This is a genomic window from Nocardioides sp., assembly GCF_036503465.1.
Taxonomy (GTDB): Bacteria; Actinomycetota; Actinomycetes; order Propionibacteriales; family Nocardioidaceae; genus Nocardioides.
The window spans coordinates 67,474-82,081 of sequence record NZ_DASXWU010000032.1 but is presented as its reverse complement, the minus strand read 5'-3'; the positions used below and the strand labels follow the sequence as shown (position 1 = coordinate 82,081).

The following is a 14,608-nucleotide window of genomic DNA, read 5'->3' as shown; positions in this document are numbered from 1 at the left end:
CCCCAGCCTAGAATCCGGGCCATGAGCACCGACTTCCCGATGTTCGCGCTCTCCGAGGAGCACCGGGCGATCCGACAGGCGGTCCGCGACGTCTGCGAGGCCAAGGTCGCGCCGTACGCCGCGGAGGTCGACGAGGACAGCCGCTACCCGGAGGAGGCCGCGAAGGCCCTCCAGCAGGCCGACTTCCACGCGCCCCACGTTCCCGAGGAGTACGGCGGCGCCGGCGCGGACGCGCTGGCCACCGTGCTCGTGATCGAGGAGGTCGCCCGGGTCTGCGTGGCCAGCAGCCTGATCCCCGCCGTCAACAAGCTCGGATCGCTGCCGCTGATGCTGAGCGGCTCTGAGGAGCTGAAGAAGAGCTACCTGACCAAGCTCGCGGCCGGCGACGGCGGGTTCTCCTACTGCCTCTCCGAGCCCGACGCCGGCTCGGACGCGGCGGCGATGAAGACCAGGGCGGTCCGGGACGGGGACGACTGGGTGCTCAACGGGGTCAAGCGCTGGATCACCAACGCCGGCGTCAGCGAGTACTACACGGTGATGGCGGTGACCGACCCGGAGAAACGCAGCCGCGGCATCTCGGCGTTCGTGGTCGAGAAGTCCGACGAAGGCGTCACGTTCGGGGCCAAGGAGAAGAAGCTCGGCATCAAGGGCAGCCCCACGCGCGAGGTGTACTTCGACAACGTGCGGCTGCCGGCCGACCGGATGATCGGTGCCGAGGGCACCGGCTTCGAGACCGCGATGAGGACTCTCGACCACACCCGGATCACGATCGCCGCGCAGGCGGTCGGTGTCGCCCAGGGGGCGCTGGACGTCGCGCTCGAGTACGCCAAGGGACGCCAGCAGTTCGGGAAGCCGATCAGCGACTTCCAGGGGCTGCAGTTCCTGCTCGCCGACATGGGCATGAAGGTCGAGGCCGCGCGACAGCTGACGTACGCCGCGGCCGGTCGCTCCGAGCGCGGGGACGACGACCTCACCTTCTTCGGCGCCGCAGCCAAGTGCTTCGCCTCCGACGTCGCGATGGAGGTCACCACGAACGCCGTGCAGGTGCTCGGTGGCTACGGGTACACCCGCGACTACCCGGTCGAGCGGATGATGCGCGACGCCAAGATCACCCAGATCTACGAGGGCACCAACCAGGTGCAGCGGATCGTGATGGCGCGCCAGCTGCTGGCCGGCGTGCAGTCCGAGCTGTGACCACCTCGACCAGCACGGCGTACGACGTCGCGCGCGTGCGCGCCCACTTCCCGCAGCTGGCTGAGGGGGAGGGGCTCGGTGCCGCGCACTTCGACGGGCCCGGGGGCTCGCAGACGCCGGACGTCGTCGCGCGTGCGGTGTACGAGACGCTCGCCGGTCCGCTGGCCAACGACGGAGACGTCACACCGGCCGAGCGGAACGCCTCCCGAGCGCTCGGCGACGGACGGGAGGCAATGGCCGACCTGCTCAACGTGAACCCGCGCGGTGTCGTCTTCGGCCGGTCGATGACCCAGCTGACGATGGACCTCGCGCGCACCCTCGCGCAGGGGTGGGGGCCGGGTGACGAGGTCGTCGTCAGCCGGCTCGACCACGACGCCAACGTCCGGCCCTGGACGATCGCGGCCGAGCGGGCGGGGGCGACGGTGCGATGGGCGGACTTCGACCCCGAGACCGCCGAGCTCGACCCGGGCCAGGTCGAGGCGGTGCTGTCCGACCGCACCCGGCTGGTCGCGGTCACCGCGGCCTCCAACCTGCTCGGCACACGCCCCGACCTGCCCGCGATCGCTGGGCTCGCGCACGCCGCCGGCGCCCGGCTCTACGTCGACGGGGTCCACTACACCGCGCACGTCGCCGTCGACGTCGAGGCGCTCGGCGCGGACTTCTTCGCCTGCTCGCCGTACAAGTTCCTGGGCCCCCACTGCGGCGTGCTGGCCGCGCGCCCGGAGGTGCTCGAGCCCCTACGCCCCGACAAGCTCGCCCCCTCGAGCGACGGTGTCCCCGAGCGCTTCGAGCTCGGCACCCCGGCCTACGAGCTGCTCGCGGGGGTGGCCGCCGCGGTCGACTTCCTGGCCGACCTGGTGCCGGGCGAGGGCTCGCGGCGCCTGCGGCTGGTCGCGTCGCTCGCCGCCGTCGAGGAGCACGAGGACCGGCTCCGGGCCCGGGTCGAGGAGCACCTCGTGTCGCTTCCCGGTGTCACCCTGCACAGCCGGGCGGCCCGGCGTACCCCGACCCTGCTCGCGACGTTCGCCGGCCACGACCCCCAGGACGTACGCCGCCATCTCGCCGCCCGCAACGTGAACGCTCCGGCGGGATCGTTCTACGCCTATGAGGCGTCGCGACGGCTCGGTCTCGGCACGGCCGGAGGTCTGCGGATCGGTCTCGCGCCGTACAACGACGACCGCGACGTCGACCGGCTCCTGGAGGCGCTGACCGAGAGTCTGGACGGTGCCTGAGCCCCAGCCGGGCTCGTGGGTCCACCCGGATGTGGAGGTGCGACCGTCGGAGATCGCCGGACGCGGTCTGTTCGCGACCTCCGACTTCCCGGCCCGCTCGGTCGTGCTGCGGGCTGCCGCGGTCGAACACGGTCGGATCGAGAGCCTCGGTGTGGACTTCCCCAACCACTCCTGCGACCCCAACGTCGGCTGGGTCGACGGGTCCACGCTGGCGACGATGACCGACGTGCCTGCCGGCACCGAGCTGGTGACCGACTACGCGATGAGCACCGTCGAGCCCGACTGGTGCCTCCGGTGCCACTGCCCGAGCTACCGCTGCCGACAGATGGTCGAGGGCACCGACTGGCGGATCCCGCAGCTGCAGCGGCGCTACGACGGATGGTGGGCGCCGCGCGTCCGGCGGCTGGTCGAGGCGAGCCGAGCGGGCTGACGCCGAGGCTTGGTGACACGCGGAAGGGCCGGATCGCAGGGCAACCCCCCGATGCACCGCGATCCAGCCCGTGACGCCGACGATGTCGGCGCTCTCTCCCGTGTCGGCCGGGGGCGCTGTTCCCCCGAATCAGCGTTCCCGGCCGCTGACGTTCAAGAGCCGGTCAACGGGCGCCTGATACACACGTTCCCGGAAAATCCGTCGGCCGCCCGCGGTCAGACGAGGAAGGGCGGCGTCACGAACGCGGGCACGGTGTCGCCGTCCCCGCGGCCGCGTTGCGGGAGCAGCCACAGCCGGACCTCGCCGGTCACCGCGGCGGGGAACTCGAAGCGGCCTTCGCGGTCGGCGTACGCGCTCTGCCGGGTGTGCGCGAGGGCATCGCCCTGGGGACCGAGGAGGGCCCGCATCGGCAGGGCCGGCACGACCCAGCCGTCGAGCCGGCGACCGTCGTCGGTGTCGCTGATCCGCACCAGGACGCGGTACGCCGACCCCGCGAACTCGAGCGCGACCGTCGCGCTGGTCTCGGGCTCGTCGCCGTGCCGGGTGCCGGCCAGCGTGTCGACGGGCTGCACAAGGGTGAACAGCTCGAACTCCGCCTCGAGGTCCTGCACCGCCAGCCGGGCCAGGACGCCGTCGGCCAGGTCCGCCGGCGCCGGATCGAGCGCGGCGTAGAGGTCGGCCATCGCCTGGAGGAGGTCGTCGTCGAAGGTGTTCATGCCAGCCCGCCCAGCTCGAGACGCAGCTTGTCGAGGCAGCGCCGACGGGTGGGGCCGATGCTCCCGATCGGCATCCCCAGGCTGTCGGCGACCGAGGAGTAGTCGGGCCGCGGCTCCCAGGCCACGATCCGCAACAGCTTCTGGCACCGCTCGGGAAGCCGGGAGAGGGCCCGCCAGAGGTGTGCCTGCTCGTCGCTGGTGACGACCTCCGACTCGGGCGAGCTCTGCACCGGCATGCGGGCGTCGAGCACCTCGTCCTCGACCGGCCGGGAGCGCGTCGAGACCTTGCTGACCCGCCAGGCCTCGCGGCGCGCGGCCGTGCACAGCCAGCGGGTGATGGCCTGGGCGTCGCGGACCGAGTCGGCGGAACGGACCAGGGTGAGCCACGTGTTCTGGACGACGTCCTCGGCGGCCTCGCGGTCGAGGCCGGTGGCGCGTACGACGTGCCACAGCACCGGGCTCATCATCCGGACCAGGTCGTCGAGGGCGGGCTCGTCGCCCGTGCGCCAGCGCCGGAACGCGTCGGTGGCCGCGTCGTACAACGCCGAGGAGGTGGGTCCTCCCGGTGCGCCGTGCGTGGCCATCACACCCCCACAGGAGATCCGCCCGAGCGGTCCTGATACCTCAATGACTGGGTCACGAACCTATCGCGGGTCGACCGGCTCGTCATGCGCATTCGACCGTTTTCGGCGGCGATCCAGGCCCCGGCCTAACGTGAGCCCGTGAACCTGATCGAGATCCAGACCCCCGACGGGCCGGCCCAGGCATACCTGACCGGACACGGACCCGGCGTGCTGCTGTTCATGGACGCCTACGGGATCCGCCCGCAGATCGCGGAGATGGCCGACCGCATCGCGAGCTGGGGCTACACGGTGCTGGCGCCGAACGTGTTCCACCGCGACGGCTCGGCCGACGAGACGTCACCGAAGACCGACCTCCGGGAGCCCGGAGCGGGGGAGGCGTTCTTCGCCCACGCCGGGCCGCGGATCGGCCACCTCACGCCCGAGCTGGCGCGCCGCGACATCCCGGCGTACCTGGCCGCGTTGCGTGAGCACGCCGACGGCGACGAGGTCGGCACGGTCGGGTACTGCATGGGCGCCCGGCTCGCCGTCCGAACGGCGGCCCTGGACGGGGACGTCGTGGCCGTCGCCGGCTTCCACGGCGCGGCCCTGGCCGTCGAGGACGACCCGGAGAGCCCACACCGGCTGGTCTCCGGCACGCGTGCCGAGTACGTCTTCGGGCATGCCGACCACGACCGGTCGATGGGCCCGGCCGCCGTCGAGCGGCTGGGTGCGGCGCTGGACGCCGCCGGTCTGACGGCGACGAACGAGATCTACCCGGATGCAGCGCACGGGTACACGATGAACGACACGGCGGCCTACCAGGAGGCGGGCGCGGAGCGGTCCTTCGACGAGCTGCGGGGCCTGCTCGACCGCAGGTTGAGCGGGTGATGCCGGGATGGGGGATGGGTCGTCAGCCGCCACCGCGCCCGCGGCCGGCCCACATGGCGGCCACCGGAGGGATGATGGCCGCGACGGCACTCATCGCCACGGCCGCCGGGACCGACCAGAGACGGACGACGTTCCAGGCCAGGACGATCAGCACGATGCACGTGCCCATCAGCCAGAAGTAGGTGGCGCGGACGGATGGGCGGCTCACGCGTCCTCACCTGCGACTACGTGGCCGGGCGGATCGCCCGCAGCCGGCGGCTGCCGACCCGTGACTGCAGCATCCATCGGATCGCTCGTACCCGCTCGTTTCGATCCTCACCAGGTGGGCACGGTCCCGGTGTCCGCCACCTGTGGCGGGGACAGGCCCTCTGGTTGAGCAGCCAGCCGGAGGGTTCGGTCCGCCGGAGCGAATTTCCCCGCCTCGAGGCGTGTTTGGAGCCGCGAGGCCAGGGGTACATAGTCGCCGCGGCCCGGTCCGGGCGGCCTCAGGCACGACCGGACCAGGGCCGACCAAGCCGGGCGATGGGCGACGCCCCCGAGTGGACAGAGTGGTGCGATGCGCGTCGTGGAGCAGCCCCCCGGCTCGACCGTGACCGAGAAGTCTCCGGCCGACTGGGCCGACCAGACCAGGCGGATCCTGACCCGCGACCTGCTGACCCGCGCGGCCCATGCCCAGCCGGGCGAGGCCCGGGCCCTGGAGTTCCGGGCCCTGCACCTCAACCTGCCCCTGATCGGCGAGGTGGCCGACCGGCTCGCGCTGACGGACTCACGGCGTCGCGGCCTCGAGCACCACGCCCTCGAGGGGCTTCACGAGGCGATCCACCTCTTCGATCCGTTCGGCCGCGCGGACTTCCCGGAGTTCGCGCGCCCCTTCGTGGAGCGCCGGATCAGGACCCACCTCCCGGCGACCAACCTGCGTCTTGCGGTGCACCGGGTCGCGCTCGCGATCGCCGGCTCCCGGGTCTGACGCCGGGCGAATCAGCCCGCGAACAACTCCACCATCGCCTCGTCGAACGCCGGCAGGTCGTCCGGCTTGCGGCTGGTGACGAGCCGGCCGTCGACCACGACCTCCTCGTCCACCCACTCCGCGCCGGCGTTCCGGAGATCGGTCTGGAGGCTCGGCCAGGACGTCATCCGGCGTCCTCGCACCACGTCGGCCTCCACGAGCGTCCACGGCGCGTGACAGATCGCGGCCACCGGCTGGTCCGCCTCCACGAAGTCGCGCACGAAGGCGACCGCGTCCTCGTCGGTGCGCAGGGCGTCCGGGTTCGCGACGCCACCGGGCAGCACGAGCCCGTCGTACGTCGCAGGGTCGGCGTCGGCGACGACGGCGTCCACCTCGAAGGTGTCCGCCTTGTCCAGGTGGTTGAGGGCCTGCACCTTCCCCGCCTCGACCGACAGCAGGCGCGGGACGCCTCCGGCCTTCTCGACCGCCGCCCACGGCTCGGTGAGCTCCACCTGCTCCACGCCCTCGGTCGCCACCAGGAACGCAATGGTCTTGCCGTCCAGCTCGGCCATGACCTCTGCTCCTCTCGATCCGCTGTCAGCCCTCTGTCAGTCCCGTGTCAGTCCTCGTGGTCCTCGTCGTTCCACACCGGGTCGCGACGGTTCTCCTGCTCGTCCGGGTCCTCGTCGATGCGCTCGGCCGCGTCTCCCTGGGAGATCTCCTCGCCCTCGGGCACGCCCTCCACCTCGACCGGACGCTCCTCGTTCTTGTGCCCCATCTCGCTCATGCCTCGCCGTACCCGAGACCCTCCTGCTCATGCAGGGCCCTCCGACAGTGCCGGTGCAGCGCAGGCGCACGGCCTGGCGAGCGCGTCGTCCAGGATGCGGACGGTCTTCCCCGGGTCGCCTGAGCGGTACCGCCCAGGCGGGGGCCACGGGGGCCGGCGCCTCGGGGGGTGAGGTGTTCACCCCCCTAGGGGTGTGTTCCGGCGCTGTCCGGGAGTGCTAAACCAGTGACAAGTGGTCGAGACCCCCTGCCACGTCCAGCAGCACCGGAAGCCTTCCGAAAGGTGCGTGTCTCGCGTGGCCACCCTCACGACCGAATCCCCTCCTCTCCATACCGACGATCCCTACGAGATCGCGGAGCTCCCGCGGCGCGACGCGACGGCGCGTCTGCTCGCGCTCGCAGCCACGGCGACCGGCGATGAACGCCGCATGCTCGAGGACACGATCGTCGAGATCAACATGCAGATCGCCGTCGACGTCGCCCGCCGGTACCGGTCCCGCGGCGTCGCGGTGGACGACCTCGAGCAGGTCGCCTACCTGGGCCTGGTCAAGGCCGCCCGCGGCTTCGATCCCGAGCGGGCCACCGACTTCCTCAGCTATGCGGTGCCGACCATCCGCGGCGAGGTACGCCGCTACTTCCGCGACCACGGGTGGAGCGTCCGTCCTCCTCGCTCGGTGCAGCAGGCCCAGGCGCGCATCACCGCCGTCGAGTCCGACCTGTGCCAGGAGCTGGGGCGCGCGCCGCGCCCGAGCGAGATCGCCGACCGGCTCGGGCTCGACCTCGATCTCGTGGTCGAGGCGCTGGCCGCCAACGGCTGCTTCGCGCCCACCTCGCTCGACGCCGCTCCGGGTGACCACGAGGGCGGCATCGGCGACCGGCTCGGCGACGAGGACGCGTCCTTCGACAGCGCCGAGGCACGCGTGGCGCTCAAGCCGCTGCTGGCCCATCTCGACCGGCGTGAGCGGATCATGCTCGAGATGAGGTTCTTCAAGGGCGCGACCCAGTCGGAGATCGGTGAGGTCCTCGGCATCACCCAGATGCAGGTGTCGCGGCTGCTCTCCGCGCTGCTCGCGCGGCTGCGCGACGAGCTGGGGACCGTCAGCTGAATCGACCCCGGAGGCCGCTGCTGGTCTGCGGGTGATCGGGTACTCAACAGGACATGGCAGAGGACGAGTCCACCTCTACCGTGCTCGTGGCCGGCACGGCCAACCTGCTGATCGCGGTCGCGAAGTTGGTCGCCGGGCTCGCCTCCGGCTCCTCGGCGATGCTGTCGGAGGCCGCCCACTCCGTGGGCGACACCATGAACCAGGTGTTCTTGATGGCGGCCCTGCGCAAGAGCCGCAAGGCGCCTGATCCGAAGCACCCGTTCGGCTACGGCATGGAGCGGTACTTCTGGTCGCTGCTGGCCGCGGTGGGGATCTTCGTGCTGGGGGCGGGCTTCTCGGCGTACCAGGGAATCGAGTCGCTCCTCTCGCCGAGCGGGTCGGAGGGCTCGCCCCTGTGGGCGTTCGTGGTCCTCGGGCTGTCGTTCCTCTTCGAAGGGGCCTCGTTCGGCAAGGGGGTGCTGCAGCTGCGCCGCAACGCCGCCGAGGCCGGCGCACCCGTCGTGTCGTTCCTCCGCGGCGAGGCGGACCCTGCACTGCGCGCGGTGGTCTGGGAGGACGGTGCCGCCCTCGTCGGGCTCGTCCTGGCGGCCGCCGGGCTGGGGCTCGACACCGTCCGGGGCGGCCGCACGTTCGACGGGATCGCCTCGCTGGCGATCGCCGCCCTGCTGATCGCGGTCGCCTACGGGCTCGGGCGGCAGAACCAGCAGTACCTGATCGGCAAGGCGGCATCCCCCCGGATGCAGTCCGACATCGCCTCCGCCATCCACGATGCGGAGGGCGTGGACCGGGTCCTGGAGCTGATGACGATGCGGCTCTCGCCCGAGCAGGTCCTGGTGGCGGCACGCGTCGACCTGGCCGACCACCTGACACCCGAGCAGATCGAACAGGCCGCGGACGAGATCGACGACCTGGTCAAGGAACGGTTCCCGGAGGTACGGCACCTGTTCCTCGATCCGACCCCGGACCGGGACGAGGCCGACGCGGAGGCGCCTGGCTAACCTCTGCCCGTGACGCCCGAGGAGACCGCCCGCCGGAGCGCCGAAGCGATGTGGGCCGGCGACCGGGCCAGTCAGGGCCTGGGGATGAGTCTGGACGCCGTAGGCCCCGGGACGGCCACCCTCTCGATGACGGTCAGGGAGGACATGGTCAACGGCCATGCGATCGGGCACGGCGGGTACACGTTCACGCTGGCCGACAGCGCCTTCGCGTTCGCCTGCAACTCCTACAACCGCTCCACGGTGGCGGCCGGGTGCGAGATCCGGTTCCGCCGGCCGACGCATCTCGGCGACCGGCTGGTCGCCACCGCGACGGAGCGCGAGCGCGACGGCCGCGACGGGGTGTACGACGTGCTGGTCACGGTCGGCGACGAGGTCGTCGCGGTCTTCACCGGACGGAGCAAGGAGATCCGCGGCACGCTGTTCGACGCGGGCTGACTCCGGTCTAGATTCGCCGCATGAGCGGCGAGATCCCGACGTACGACCGGAACGAGCTCGAGCGGCTGCAGCTCGAGCGGCTGCAGGACACCCTGACCCGGGTCTATGCGCACGTGCCGCACTACACCCGCGCCTTCGACCAGGCGGGAGTCAAACCCCAGGACGTGACCTCGATCGACGACCTGGCGCAGCTCCCGTTCACGACCAAGTCGGACCTGCGCGCGAACTATCCGTTCGGCATGTTCGCGGTGCCGCGCGAGCAGGTGAACCGCGTCCACGCCAGCAGCGGCACGACGGGCAAGCCCACCGTGGTCGGCTACACCGCGGACGACCTCGACACCTGGTCGGAGCTGATGGCGCGCTCGATCCGCGCGGCCGGCGGGCGGCCCGGTGACGTCGTGCACGTGGCCTACGGCTACGGCCTGTTCACCGGCGGGCTCGGAGCCCACTACGGCGCGGAGCGACTCGGCTGCACGGTGGTTCCCGTCAGCGGCGGCATGACGGAGCGGCAGGCGCAGCTGATCGTCGACTTCCGGCCTCGGGTGATCATGGTGACGCCGTCGTACTTCCTGTCGATCCTCGACGAGCTCGAGGCCCAGGGCGTCGACCCGAAGGACACCAGCCTGGAGGTCGGGATCTTCGGTGCCGAGCCGTGGACCGACGAGATGCGGCACGCGGTCGAGGCCCGCACCAACCTGCGGGCGGTCGACATCTACGGACTGTCCGAGGTCATGGGTCCAGGGGTCAGCCAGGAGTCCGGCGAGACCCAGGACGGGTTGCACGTCTGGGAGGACCACTTCCTGCCCGAGATCGTCGACCCGCTGACTCTGGAGCCGGTGCCGGACGGCGACGAGGGCGAGCTCGTCTTCACCAGCCTGACCAAGCAGGCGATGCCGGTGATCCGCTACCGCACCCGCGACCTGACCCGCCTGCTGCCGGGGTCGGCGTACCCGGCCTTCCGGCGGATGCAGAAGGTCACCGGTCGCACCGACGACATGATGATCGTGCGCGGGGTCAACGTGTTCCCCACCCAGGTCGAGGAGCAGATCCTGGCGGTCGACGGCCTGGCGCCGCACTACACGTGCGTGCTCAGCCGGCCCGGCAACCTCGACGAGCTCACGGTGCGGGTGGAGTCGCTGGGTGAGCCGGACGCCCTCGGCACGGCCGCGCTCGAGTCGGTGCTCGCCGAGCGGATCAAGAACCGGATCGGCGTCACCGCCCGGGTCGAGGTGGTCGCTCCGCACAGCCTCGAGCGCTCGACCGGCAAGGCCCGGCGGATCGAGGACCACCGGTCGCGATAGTACGGATCACCTGGCTCGTCTCACGCCCGTGGACAACCGCCCGCTGATCCGTACTATCCCGCGCTGGGCGGCAGCCCCGACCGGGTGCAGAGTCGCTTGTCGACCGCTGACGTGTCGTCGTCGCGGATCAGCTTGAACATCTGCTTGGACCGGGTCGGGTCGAGCTGGACCGAGAGGTTGCTGATCGGCACCACGCAGTTGAGGTCGGCGTGCGTCAGGCCCCACGCGAACCGTCCCATCCCGAACACGCTCAGGTCCTGGTCGACCTGGAGGCTGTCGGCGGCGGACATGTTCAGGCTCCAGTACCGGAACGGGTTGACGAACGTCCACGGCGACAGCGCCTTGTGACCGACCGCGTTCACCACCTCGCGCTGCTGCCCGCCTCGTGCGACGTCGCCGAGCTTCGGGTCGGCGTGCCGCGACCGGGCGTAGGCGAGCGCGACGCGCCCGTCTGCGTGCTGGCAGCCCTTCTTCACGTGCAGGTTGGCCAGCTTGTCGTCCATGTTGTGCTTCGGGCAGATGGTGATGCCGCCGACCGAGTCGACGACGTTCACGAAGCCGCCGAAGCCGATCTCGACGTAGTGGTCGATGCGGATCCCGGTCAGCTGCTCGATGGTCCGGATCAGCAGCTTCGGGCCGCCGTAGGCGAACGCGGCGTTGATCTTGGTCGTCCCGTGGCCCGGGATCGCCACCAGGGAGTCGCGCGGGATCGACATCAGCAGGCTCGGGCCCGAGCCGTCGTGCAGCAGCATGATCGTGTCGGTGCGCTGCCCGGAGTCGTTGCCCGTGTGCAGCTGCTTGCGCTGGGCGGCGGTGAGGCCCTTGCGGGAGTCACTTCCGACGATCAGGTAGTTGGTGCCGGGCGTGTCCGCGGGGCGGTGGCCGGACGGGAACGCGTTGACCTGCGAGACGTTGTTCCATGCGAAGACCGGCACTGCGACCAGGTACACCAGCCAGAGCAGGAGCAGCAGCCAGAGGTAGCGGAGCCGGAACCGCGGCCGAGGCCACCGCGGGCCCCACCGGCGTACGCCGCCCAGGAACCCGCCGCCGGCACGCGACGGGGGCGGGGGAGGGGCTGGTGTCTCGCGCGGCGACCGAGCGGCCGAGCCGCGCTGCTGACGTGCCACGGTGGGCATCACGCGGGTCTCGTCGGGACCGGGCTCGCGCGACCCGGACTGCCGCGGGACCGGCCGGGTGGCGTCGGGATCGGCGTGCGAGCCCGCGTCGCCGTCCTGGCGGCCGCCGTCCCGCCCACTCTTCCCGCCACGGGGCGAGCGGCCGTACAGCCAGTCGTCGGACATGTCGGCGAGGGTACCGGCCGGCACTTCACGGGCCCGATTCGGCGCGTCGGTCCGCGGTGTGACCGGTGTGGCTGGTGATACTGGCGGGGCTACTTCCCCAGCACAGAAAGCCATGCCCATGGGGCTGCCTCCCGCGTCTCCCACAGTCCGGGCCACCGCAGGTGACCGTGCCGCGCGCGTGCGCTACCGCCGCGCACTGATGCTGATGGTGATGACGCTGGCCGTCCCGGGCTCGGCCCAGCTGGTGGCCGGCGACCGCAGGGTCGGTCGCATCGCCACCCGCATCTGGGCGGCCCTCCTCGTCGCGGGGATCCTCGGGATGGCGATGGCGGCGGTCCACCACCAGTACGTCTTCTGGTTCGTGACCGACACCACCGCACTCGGCGTCGTCCGGCTCGGGTTGATGGTGCTCGCCATCGGCTGGGCGCTGCTCTTCCTCGACGCGTGGCGGATCGGCCAGCCGCTGTCGTTGTCCATGGGTCATCGCCGGGCCGTGGTCGGGCTGAACGGCGTCCTCTGCCTCTCGGTCGCCGGCACCCTGCTCTTCGGCGCCCACCTGGTCGGGGTCCAGCGCGACTTCATCCTCACCATGTTCTCCGGCGACACCGTGCACGGCGCGAACGACGGGCGCTACAACGTGCTGCTCGTCGGCGGCGACTCCGGGGCCGGCCGGTGGGGGCTGCGCACCGACTCGATGACGGTGGCCAGCATCGACGCGACGACCGGGAAGACGGTGCTGATCGGCCTCCCGCGCAACATGACGAACTTCCCGTTCGCCAAGGGCTCGGTGATGCACAAGGCGTGGCCGCACGGCTTCGACTGCGGTTACCCGGACTGCGAGCTGAACGGCGTGAACACCTGGGTCGGCGACCACCTCGGTCTGTTCAAGGGGGTCAAGGACCCCGGCATGGACGCCACGATCTCGGCGATCGAGGGGATCACCGGTCTGAAGGTCAACTACTGGGCGTTCGTCAACCTGGCCGGGTTCCGCGGCCTCGTCGACGCGGTCGGCGGCGTCACCCTCAACGTACGGCAGCCGATCCCCGTCGGCGGCCTCGGCGCCGACGTCACCGGCTACATCAAGCCCGGCATCCGCAAGCTCGACGGCTTCGACACGCTGTGGTTCGCCCGCTCCCGCGACAGCTCCGACGACTACTCGCGGATGGCGCGGCAGAAGTGCGTGATGAACGCGATGCTCCACCAGGTCAGCCCGCAGACCGTGCTGACCAACTTCGAGAAGATCGCCAAGGCGTCGTCGCAGATGATCTCCACCGACATCCCGGCGAGCGAGGTGGACACGTTCATGGCGCTCGCGCTGAAGGCGAAGAGCCAGCCGGTCGCGACGCTCTCGCTGGTACCGCCGCTGATCGACACCGGCCACCCCGACATCGCCCTGATCCGGCGCAAGGTCGCGGCCTCCATCGCCGTTTCGGAGCATCCGCCGGCCACCTCGGCGCACCACCACACGAAGAAGAAGGCCCCGACGACCGTCACCGGCGGCTCGATCGGCTCGCTCTCCACCGGGTACGCCGCGAACCAGTCCAGCAACCTGGGCGCCGTCTGCTGAACTTCTCCCATGGAGCTGGAGTTCTCCGGGCCGATGTACGAGTGGCGCGGCCCCGCGCCGTACCACTTCGTCGCCGTGCCGGAGGACGAGGCCGAGGAGCTGCGTGACGCCGCGGTGTTCGTCACCTACGGCTGGGGGATGATCCCGGTCCGCGGCCGCATCGGCGACACCGACTTCACGACCTCGCTGTGGCCCAAGGACGGCGGGTACGTCGTGCCGATCAAGGACGCGGTCCGCAGGCCGGAAGGGCTCCAGCTCGGTGACGAGGTCACGGTGAGACTCACCATCGACCTGTGACTGCCTTCGACGGCGGCGCTGATGTAATCCCGGGATGGACCAGGCAGACCGGATCGTCGCCCGTGCTCGTGAGTGGGCGGTCGCCGACACGAGAGTCCGTGCCGCGTTGGTGCACGGCTCAGTGGCCCGGAACGAGACAACCGAGCTCTCCGACGTCGATCTCGTCGTCGTGGCCGAGCCGGGACGACGCGGCGAGATCTGGGCCGAACGGGAAGAGGTGACTCGCCGGCTGCTCGGTGCCGACCCCGTCGCGAGCTGGGAGGTCCCGCACCAGCGCCCGTACCGTTGGCAGGCTCGGACCGCCGAGCTCGACATGCTCGACCTCACGCTCGACGAGGGAACCGTCGACGTCTGGATCGGCCTGACCGGTGAGGTCGACTTCCTCGTCGACCGTGGTGATGTCCGCGCCGCCTTCGAGCAGGACCGCGCGCACCTGCCCCTCCCGGAGTACGACGCGACGGGTGCCTGTGACGTCACGTGGGGGCTGCTCGTGTGGCTGGCCGGAGGGTTGCTTCAGCGGCGGGTCTTCATGACGTGGGTCGGTATCTGCGATCTGATCGCGAGTCGCCTCGTGCCTCTGCTGGCGCCTCCGGCGTACCGAATCGGCTCTGTCGGTGACCCGAGGGACCAGGCAACGCTGACTCGGCTCGACGAGGTGTGTCCGCGATCATCCGCGCCGGAAGAGCTCGCGCGGGCACTCCACGCGGCCGGAGTCTGGTACACCGAGCTGCTCACGGACTGGGCGGAGCGCACCGGTCGTGCTCGTCCTGGTTCCGGGCTCGAGGCCGGCACCATGGCGATGTTGGCGCGGCTGGCCCGCGGCGAGCTGGGGGCTGGCAGGACCTAGG

Annotated in this window: 18 protein-coding genes; 12 read left to right on the top strand and 6 right to left on the bottom strand. The window is 71.2% G+C overall.

Annotation, left to right across the window (positions count from 1 at the left end; translation table 11 throughout):
- Positions 1–21: 21 nt before the first annotated feature.
- From VGK78_RS05350 to VGK78_RS05340, 3 genes are read left to right on the top strand one after another with little or no spacing between them, the layout of a single operon-like run.
- The gene (locus tag VGK78_RS05350; protein WP_331526439.1) at positions 22–1,194 is read left to right on the top strand and encodes an acyl-CoA dehydrogenase family protein; all 1,173 of its coding nucleotides are present in this window, start codon (positions 22–24) and stop codon (positions 1,192–1,194) included.
- Complete coding sequence (locus VGK78_RS05345; RefSeq protein ID WP_331526438.1) at positions 1,191–2,426, top strand: cysteine desulfurase-like protein; 1,236 nt, start codon at positions 1,191–1,193, stop codon at positions 2,424–2,426. Before VGK78_RS05350 ends, VGK78_RS05345 begins: the two co-directional genes overlap by 4 nt.
- Positions 2,419–2,856 carry an SET domain-containing protein-lysine N-methyltransferase gene (locus VGK78_RS05340; RefSeq protein ID WP_331526436.1) on the top strand — a complete coding sequence of 146 codons (438 nt, stop codon included), beginning with the start codon at positions 2,419–2,421 and terminating at the stop codon, positions 2,854–2,856. Before VGK78_RS05345 ends, VGK78_RS05340 begins: the two co-directional genes overlap by 8 nt.
- Positions 2,857–3,071: 215 nt before the next feature.
- Here VGK78_RS05340 and VGK78_RS05335 read toward each other — a convergent pair whose 3' ends face one another.
- Complete coding sequence (locus VGK78_RS05335) at positions 3,072–3,572, bottom strand: hypothetical protein (protein WP_331526434.1); 501 nt, start codon at positions 3,570–3,572, stop codon at positions 3,072–3,074.
- On the bottom strand, positions 3,569–4,156 hold the full coding sequence (locus tag VGK78_RS05330) for a sigma-70 family RNA polymerase sigma factor (protein ID WP_331526433.1): 588 nt from the start codon (positions 4,154–4,156) through the stop codon (positions 3,569–3,571). The genes VGK78_RS05335 and VGK78_RS05330 overlap by 4 nt, the downstream gene beginning before the upstream one ends.
- A gap of 138 nt (positions 4,157–4,294) precedes the next feature.
- On the opposite strand from VGK78_RS05330, the gene VGK78_RS05325 reads away from it, so the two are divergent.
- Positions 4,295–5,023 carry a dienelactone hydrolase family protein gene (locus VGK78_RS05325; protein WP_331526432.1) on the top strand — a complete coding sequence of 243 codons (729 nt, stop codon included), beginning with the start codon at positions 4,295–4,297 and terminating at the stop codon, positions 5,021–5,023.
- A 22-nt stretch (positions 5,024–5,045) separates the two neighbouring features.
- Here the strand turns inward: VGK78_RS05325 and VGK78_RS05320 are convergent, their stop codons facing one another.
- Entirely contained in the window at positions 5,046–5,231 is a 186-nt protein-coding gene (locus tag VGK78_RS05320; protein WP_331526431.1) for a hypothetical protein, read from the bottom strand.
- A 348-nt stretch (positions 5,232–5,579) separates the two neighbouring features.
- Here VGK78_RS05320 and VGK78_RS05315 point away from each other — a divergent pair, with 348 nt between their 5' ends.
- Complete coding sequence (locus VGK78_RS05315; RefSeq protein WP_331526430.1) at positions 5,580–5,990, top strand: hypothetical protein; 411 nt, start codon at positions 5,580–5,582, stop codon at positions 5,988–5,990.
- Between the two features lie 11 nt (positions 5,991–6,001).
- Here the strand turns inward: VGK78_RS05315 and VGK78_RS05310 are convergent, their stop codons facing one another.
- The gene (locus VGK78_RS05310; RefSeq protein ID WP_331526429.1) at positions 6,002–6,541 is read right to left on the bottom strand and encodes a type 1 glutamine amidotransferase domain-containing protein; all 540 of its coding nucleotides are present in this window, start codon (positions 6,539–6,541) and stop codon (positions 6,002–6,004) included.
- 47 nt (positions 6,542–6,588) lie between these two features.
- Entirely contained in the window at positions 6,589–6,756 is a 168-nt protein-coding gene (locus VGK78_RS05305) for a hypothetical protein (protein ID WP_331526428.1), read from the bottom strand.
- Positions 6,757–7,051: 295 nt separating this feature from the next.
- On the opposite strand from VGK78_RS05305, the gene VGK78_RS05300 reads away from it, so the two are divergent.
- From VGK78_RS05300 to paaK, 4 genes are read left to right on the top strand one after another with little or no spacing between them, the layout of a single operon-like run.
- Entirely contained in the window at positions 7,052–7,861 is an 810-nt protein-coding gene (locus VGK78_RS05300) for a SigB/SigF/SigG family RNA polymerase sigma factor (RefSeq protein ID WP_331526426.1), read from the top strand.
- Between the two features lie 53 nt (positions 7,862–7,914).
- Positions 7,915–8,859, top strand: a complete 945-nt coding sequence (locus VGK78_RS05295) for a cation diffusion facilitator family transporter (protein WP_331526425.1) — start codon at positions 7,915–7,917, stop codon at positions 8,857–8,859.
- A gap of 9 nt (positions 8,860–8,868) precedes the next feature.
- Entirely contained in the window at positions 8,869–9,294 is a 426-nt protein-coding gene (gene paaI / locus VGK78_RS05290; RefSeq protein WP_331526424.1) for a hydroxyphenylacetyl-CoA thioesterase PaaI, read from the top strand.
- A gap of 20 nt (positions 9,295–9,314) precedes the next feature.
- On the top strand, positions 9,315–10,595 hold the full coding sequence (paaK, locus tag VGK78_RS05285) for a phenylacetate--CoA ligase PaaK (protein WP_331526423.1): 1,281 nt from the start codon (positions 9,315–9,317) through the stop codon (positions 10,593–10,595).
- 53 nt (positions 10,596–10,648) lie between these two features.
- On the opposite strand, the gene VGK78_RS05280 is transcribed toward paaK, so the two are convergent.
- Positions 10,649–11,896: an LCP family protein gene (locus VGK78_RS05280; protein WP_331526422.1), complete on the bottom strand. Its 1,248-nt coding sequence runs from the start codon at positions 11,894–11,896 to the stop codon at positions 10,649–10,651.
- Between the two features lie 178 nt (positions 11,897–12,074).
- Here VGK78_RS05280 and VGK78_RS05275 point away from each other — a divergent pair, with 178 nt between their 5' ends.
- The 3 genes from VGK78_RS05275 to VGK78_RS05265 are packed head-to-tail and all read left to right on the top strand — an operon-like array spanning position 12,075 to position 14,607.
- Positions 12,075–13,463, top strand: a complete 1,389-nt coding sequence (locus VGK78_RS05275) for an LCP family protein (protein ID WP_331526421.1) — start codon at positions 12,075–12,077, stop codon at positions 13,461–13,463.
- A 9-nt stretch (positions 13,464–13,472) separates the two neighbouring features.
- Positions 13,473–13,760: a DUF1905 domain-containing protein gene (locus VGK78_RS05270; protein ID WP_331526420.1), complete on the top strand. Its 288-nt coding sequence runs from the start codon at positions 13,473–13,475 to the stop codon at positions 13,758–13,760.
- A 34-nt stretch (positions 13,761–13,794) separates the two neighbouring features.
- Positions 13,795–14,607, top strand: coding sequence for a nucleotidyltransferase domain-containing protein (locus VGK78_RS05265; protein WP_331526419.1), 813 nt, complete (start codon positions 13,795–13,797; stop codon positions 14,605–14,607).
- Position 14,608 lies beyond the last annotated feature (1 nt).

Coding starts and splice junctions, on each gene's coding strand:
- VGK78_RS05335 (WP_331526434.1), bottom strand. CDS start 3,572: ATGAACACCTTCGACGACGACCTCCTCCAGGCGATGGCCGACCTCTAC.
- VGK78_RS05270 (WP_331526420.1), top strand. CDS start 13,473: ATGGAGCTGGAGTTCTCCGGGCCGATGTACGAGTGGCGCGGCCCCGCG.
- VGK78_RS05310 (WP_331526429.1), bottom strand. CDS start 6,541: ATGGCCGAGCTGGACGGCAAGACCATTGCGTTCCTGGTGGCGACCGAG.
- VGK78_RS05265 (WP_331526419.1), top strand. CDS start 13,795: ATGGACCAGGCAGACCGGATCGTCGCCCGTGCTCGTGAGTGGGCGGTC.
- VGK78_RS05295 (WP_331526425.1), top strand. CDS start 7,915: ATGGCAGAGGACGAGTCCACCTCTACCGTGCTCGTGGCCGGCACGGCC.
- VGK78_RS05330 (WP_331526433.1), bottom strand. CDS start 4,156: ATGGCCACGCACGGCGCACCGGGAGGACCCACCTCCTCGGCGTTGTAC.
- VGK78_RS05280 (WP_331526422.1), bottom strand. CDS start 11,896: ATGTCCGACGACTGGCTGTACGGCCGCTCGCCCCGTGGCGGGAAGAGT.
- VGK78_RS05305 (WP_331526428.1), bottom strand. CDS start 6,756: ATGAGCGAGATGGGGCACAAGAACGAGGAGCGTCCGGTCGAGGTGGAG.
- VGK78_RS05350 (WP_331526439.1), top strand. CDS start 22: ATGAGCACCGACTTCCCGATGTTCGCGCTCTCCGAGGAGCACCGGGCG.
- paaK (WP_331526423.1), top strand. CDS start 9,315: ATGAGCGGCGAGATCCCGACGTACGACCGGAACGAGCTCGAGCGGCTG.
- VGK78_RS05315 (WP_331526430.1), top strand. CDS start 5,580: ATGCGCGTCGTGGAGCAGCCCCCCGGCTCGACCGTGACCGAGAAGTCT.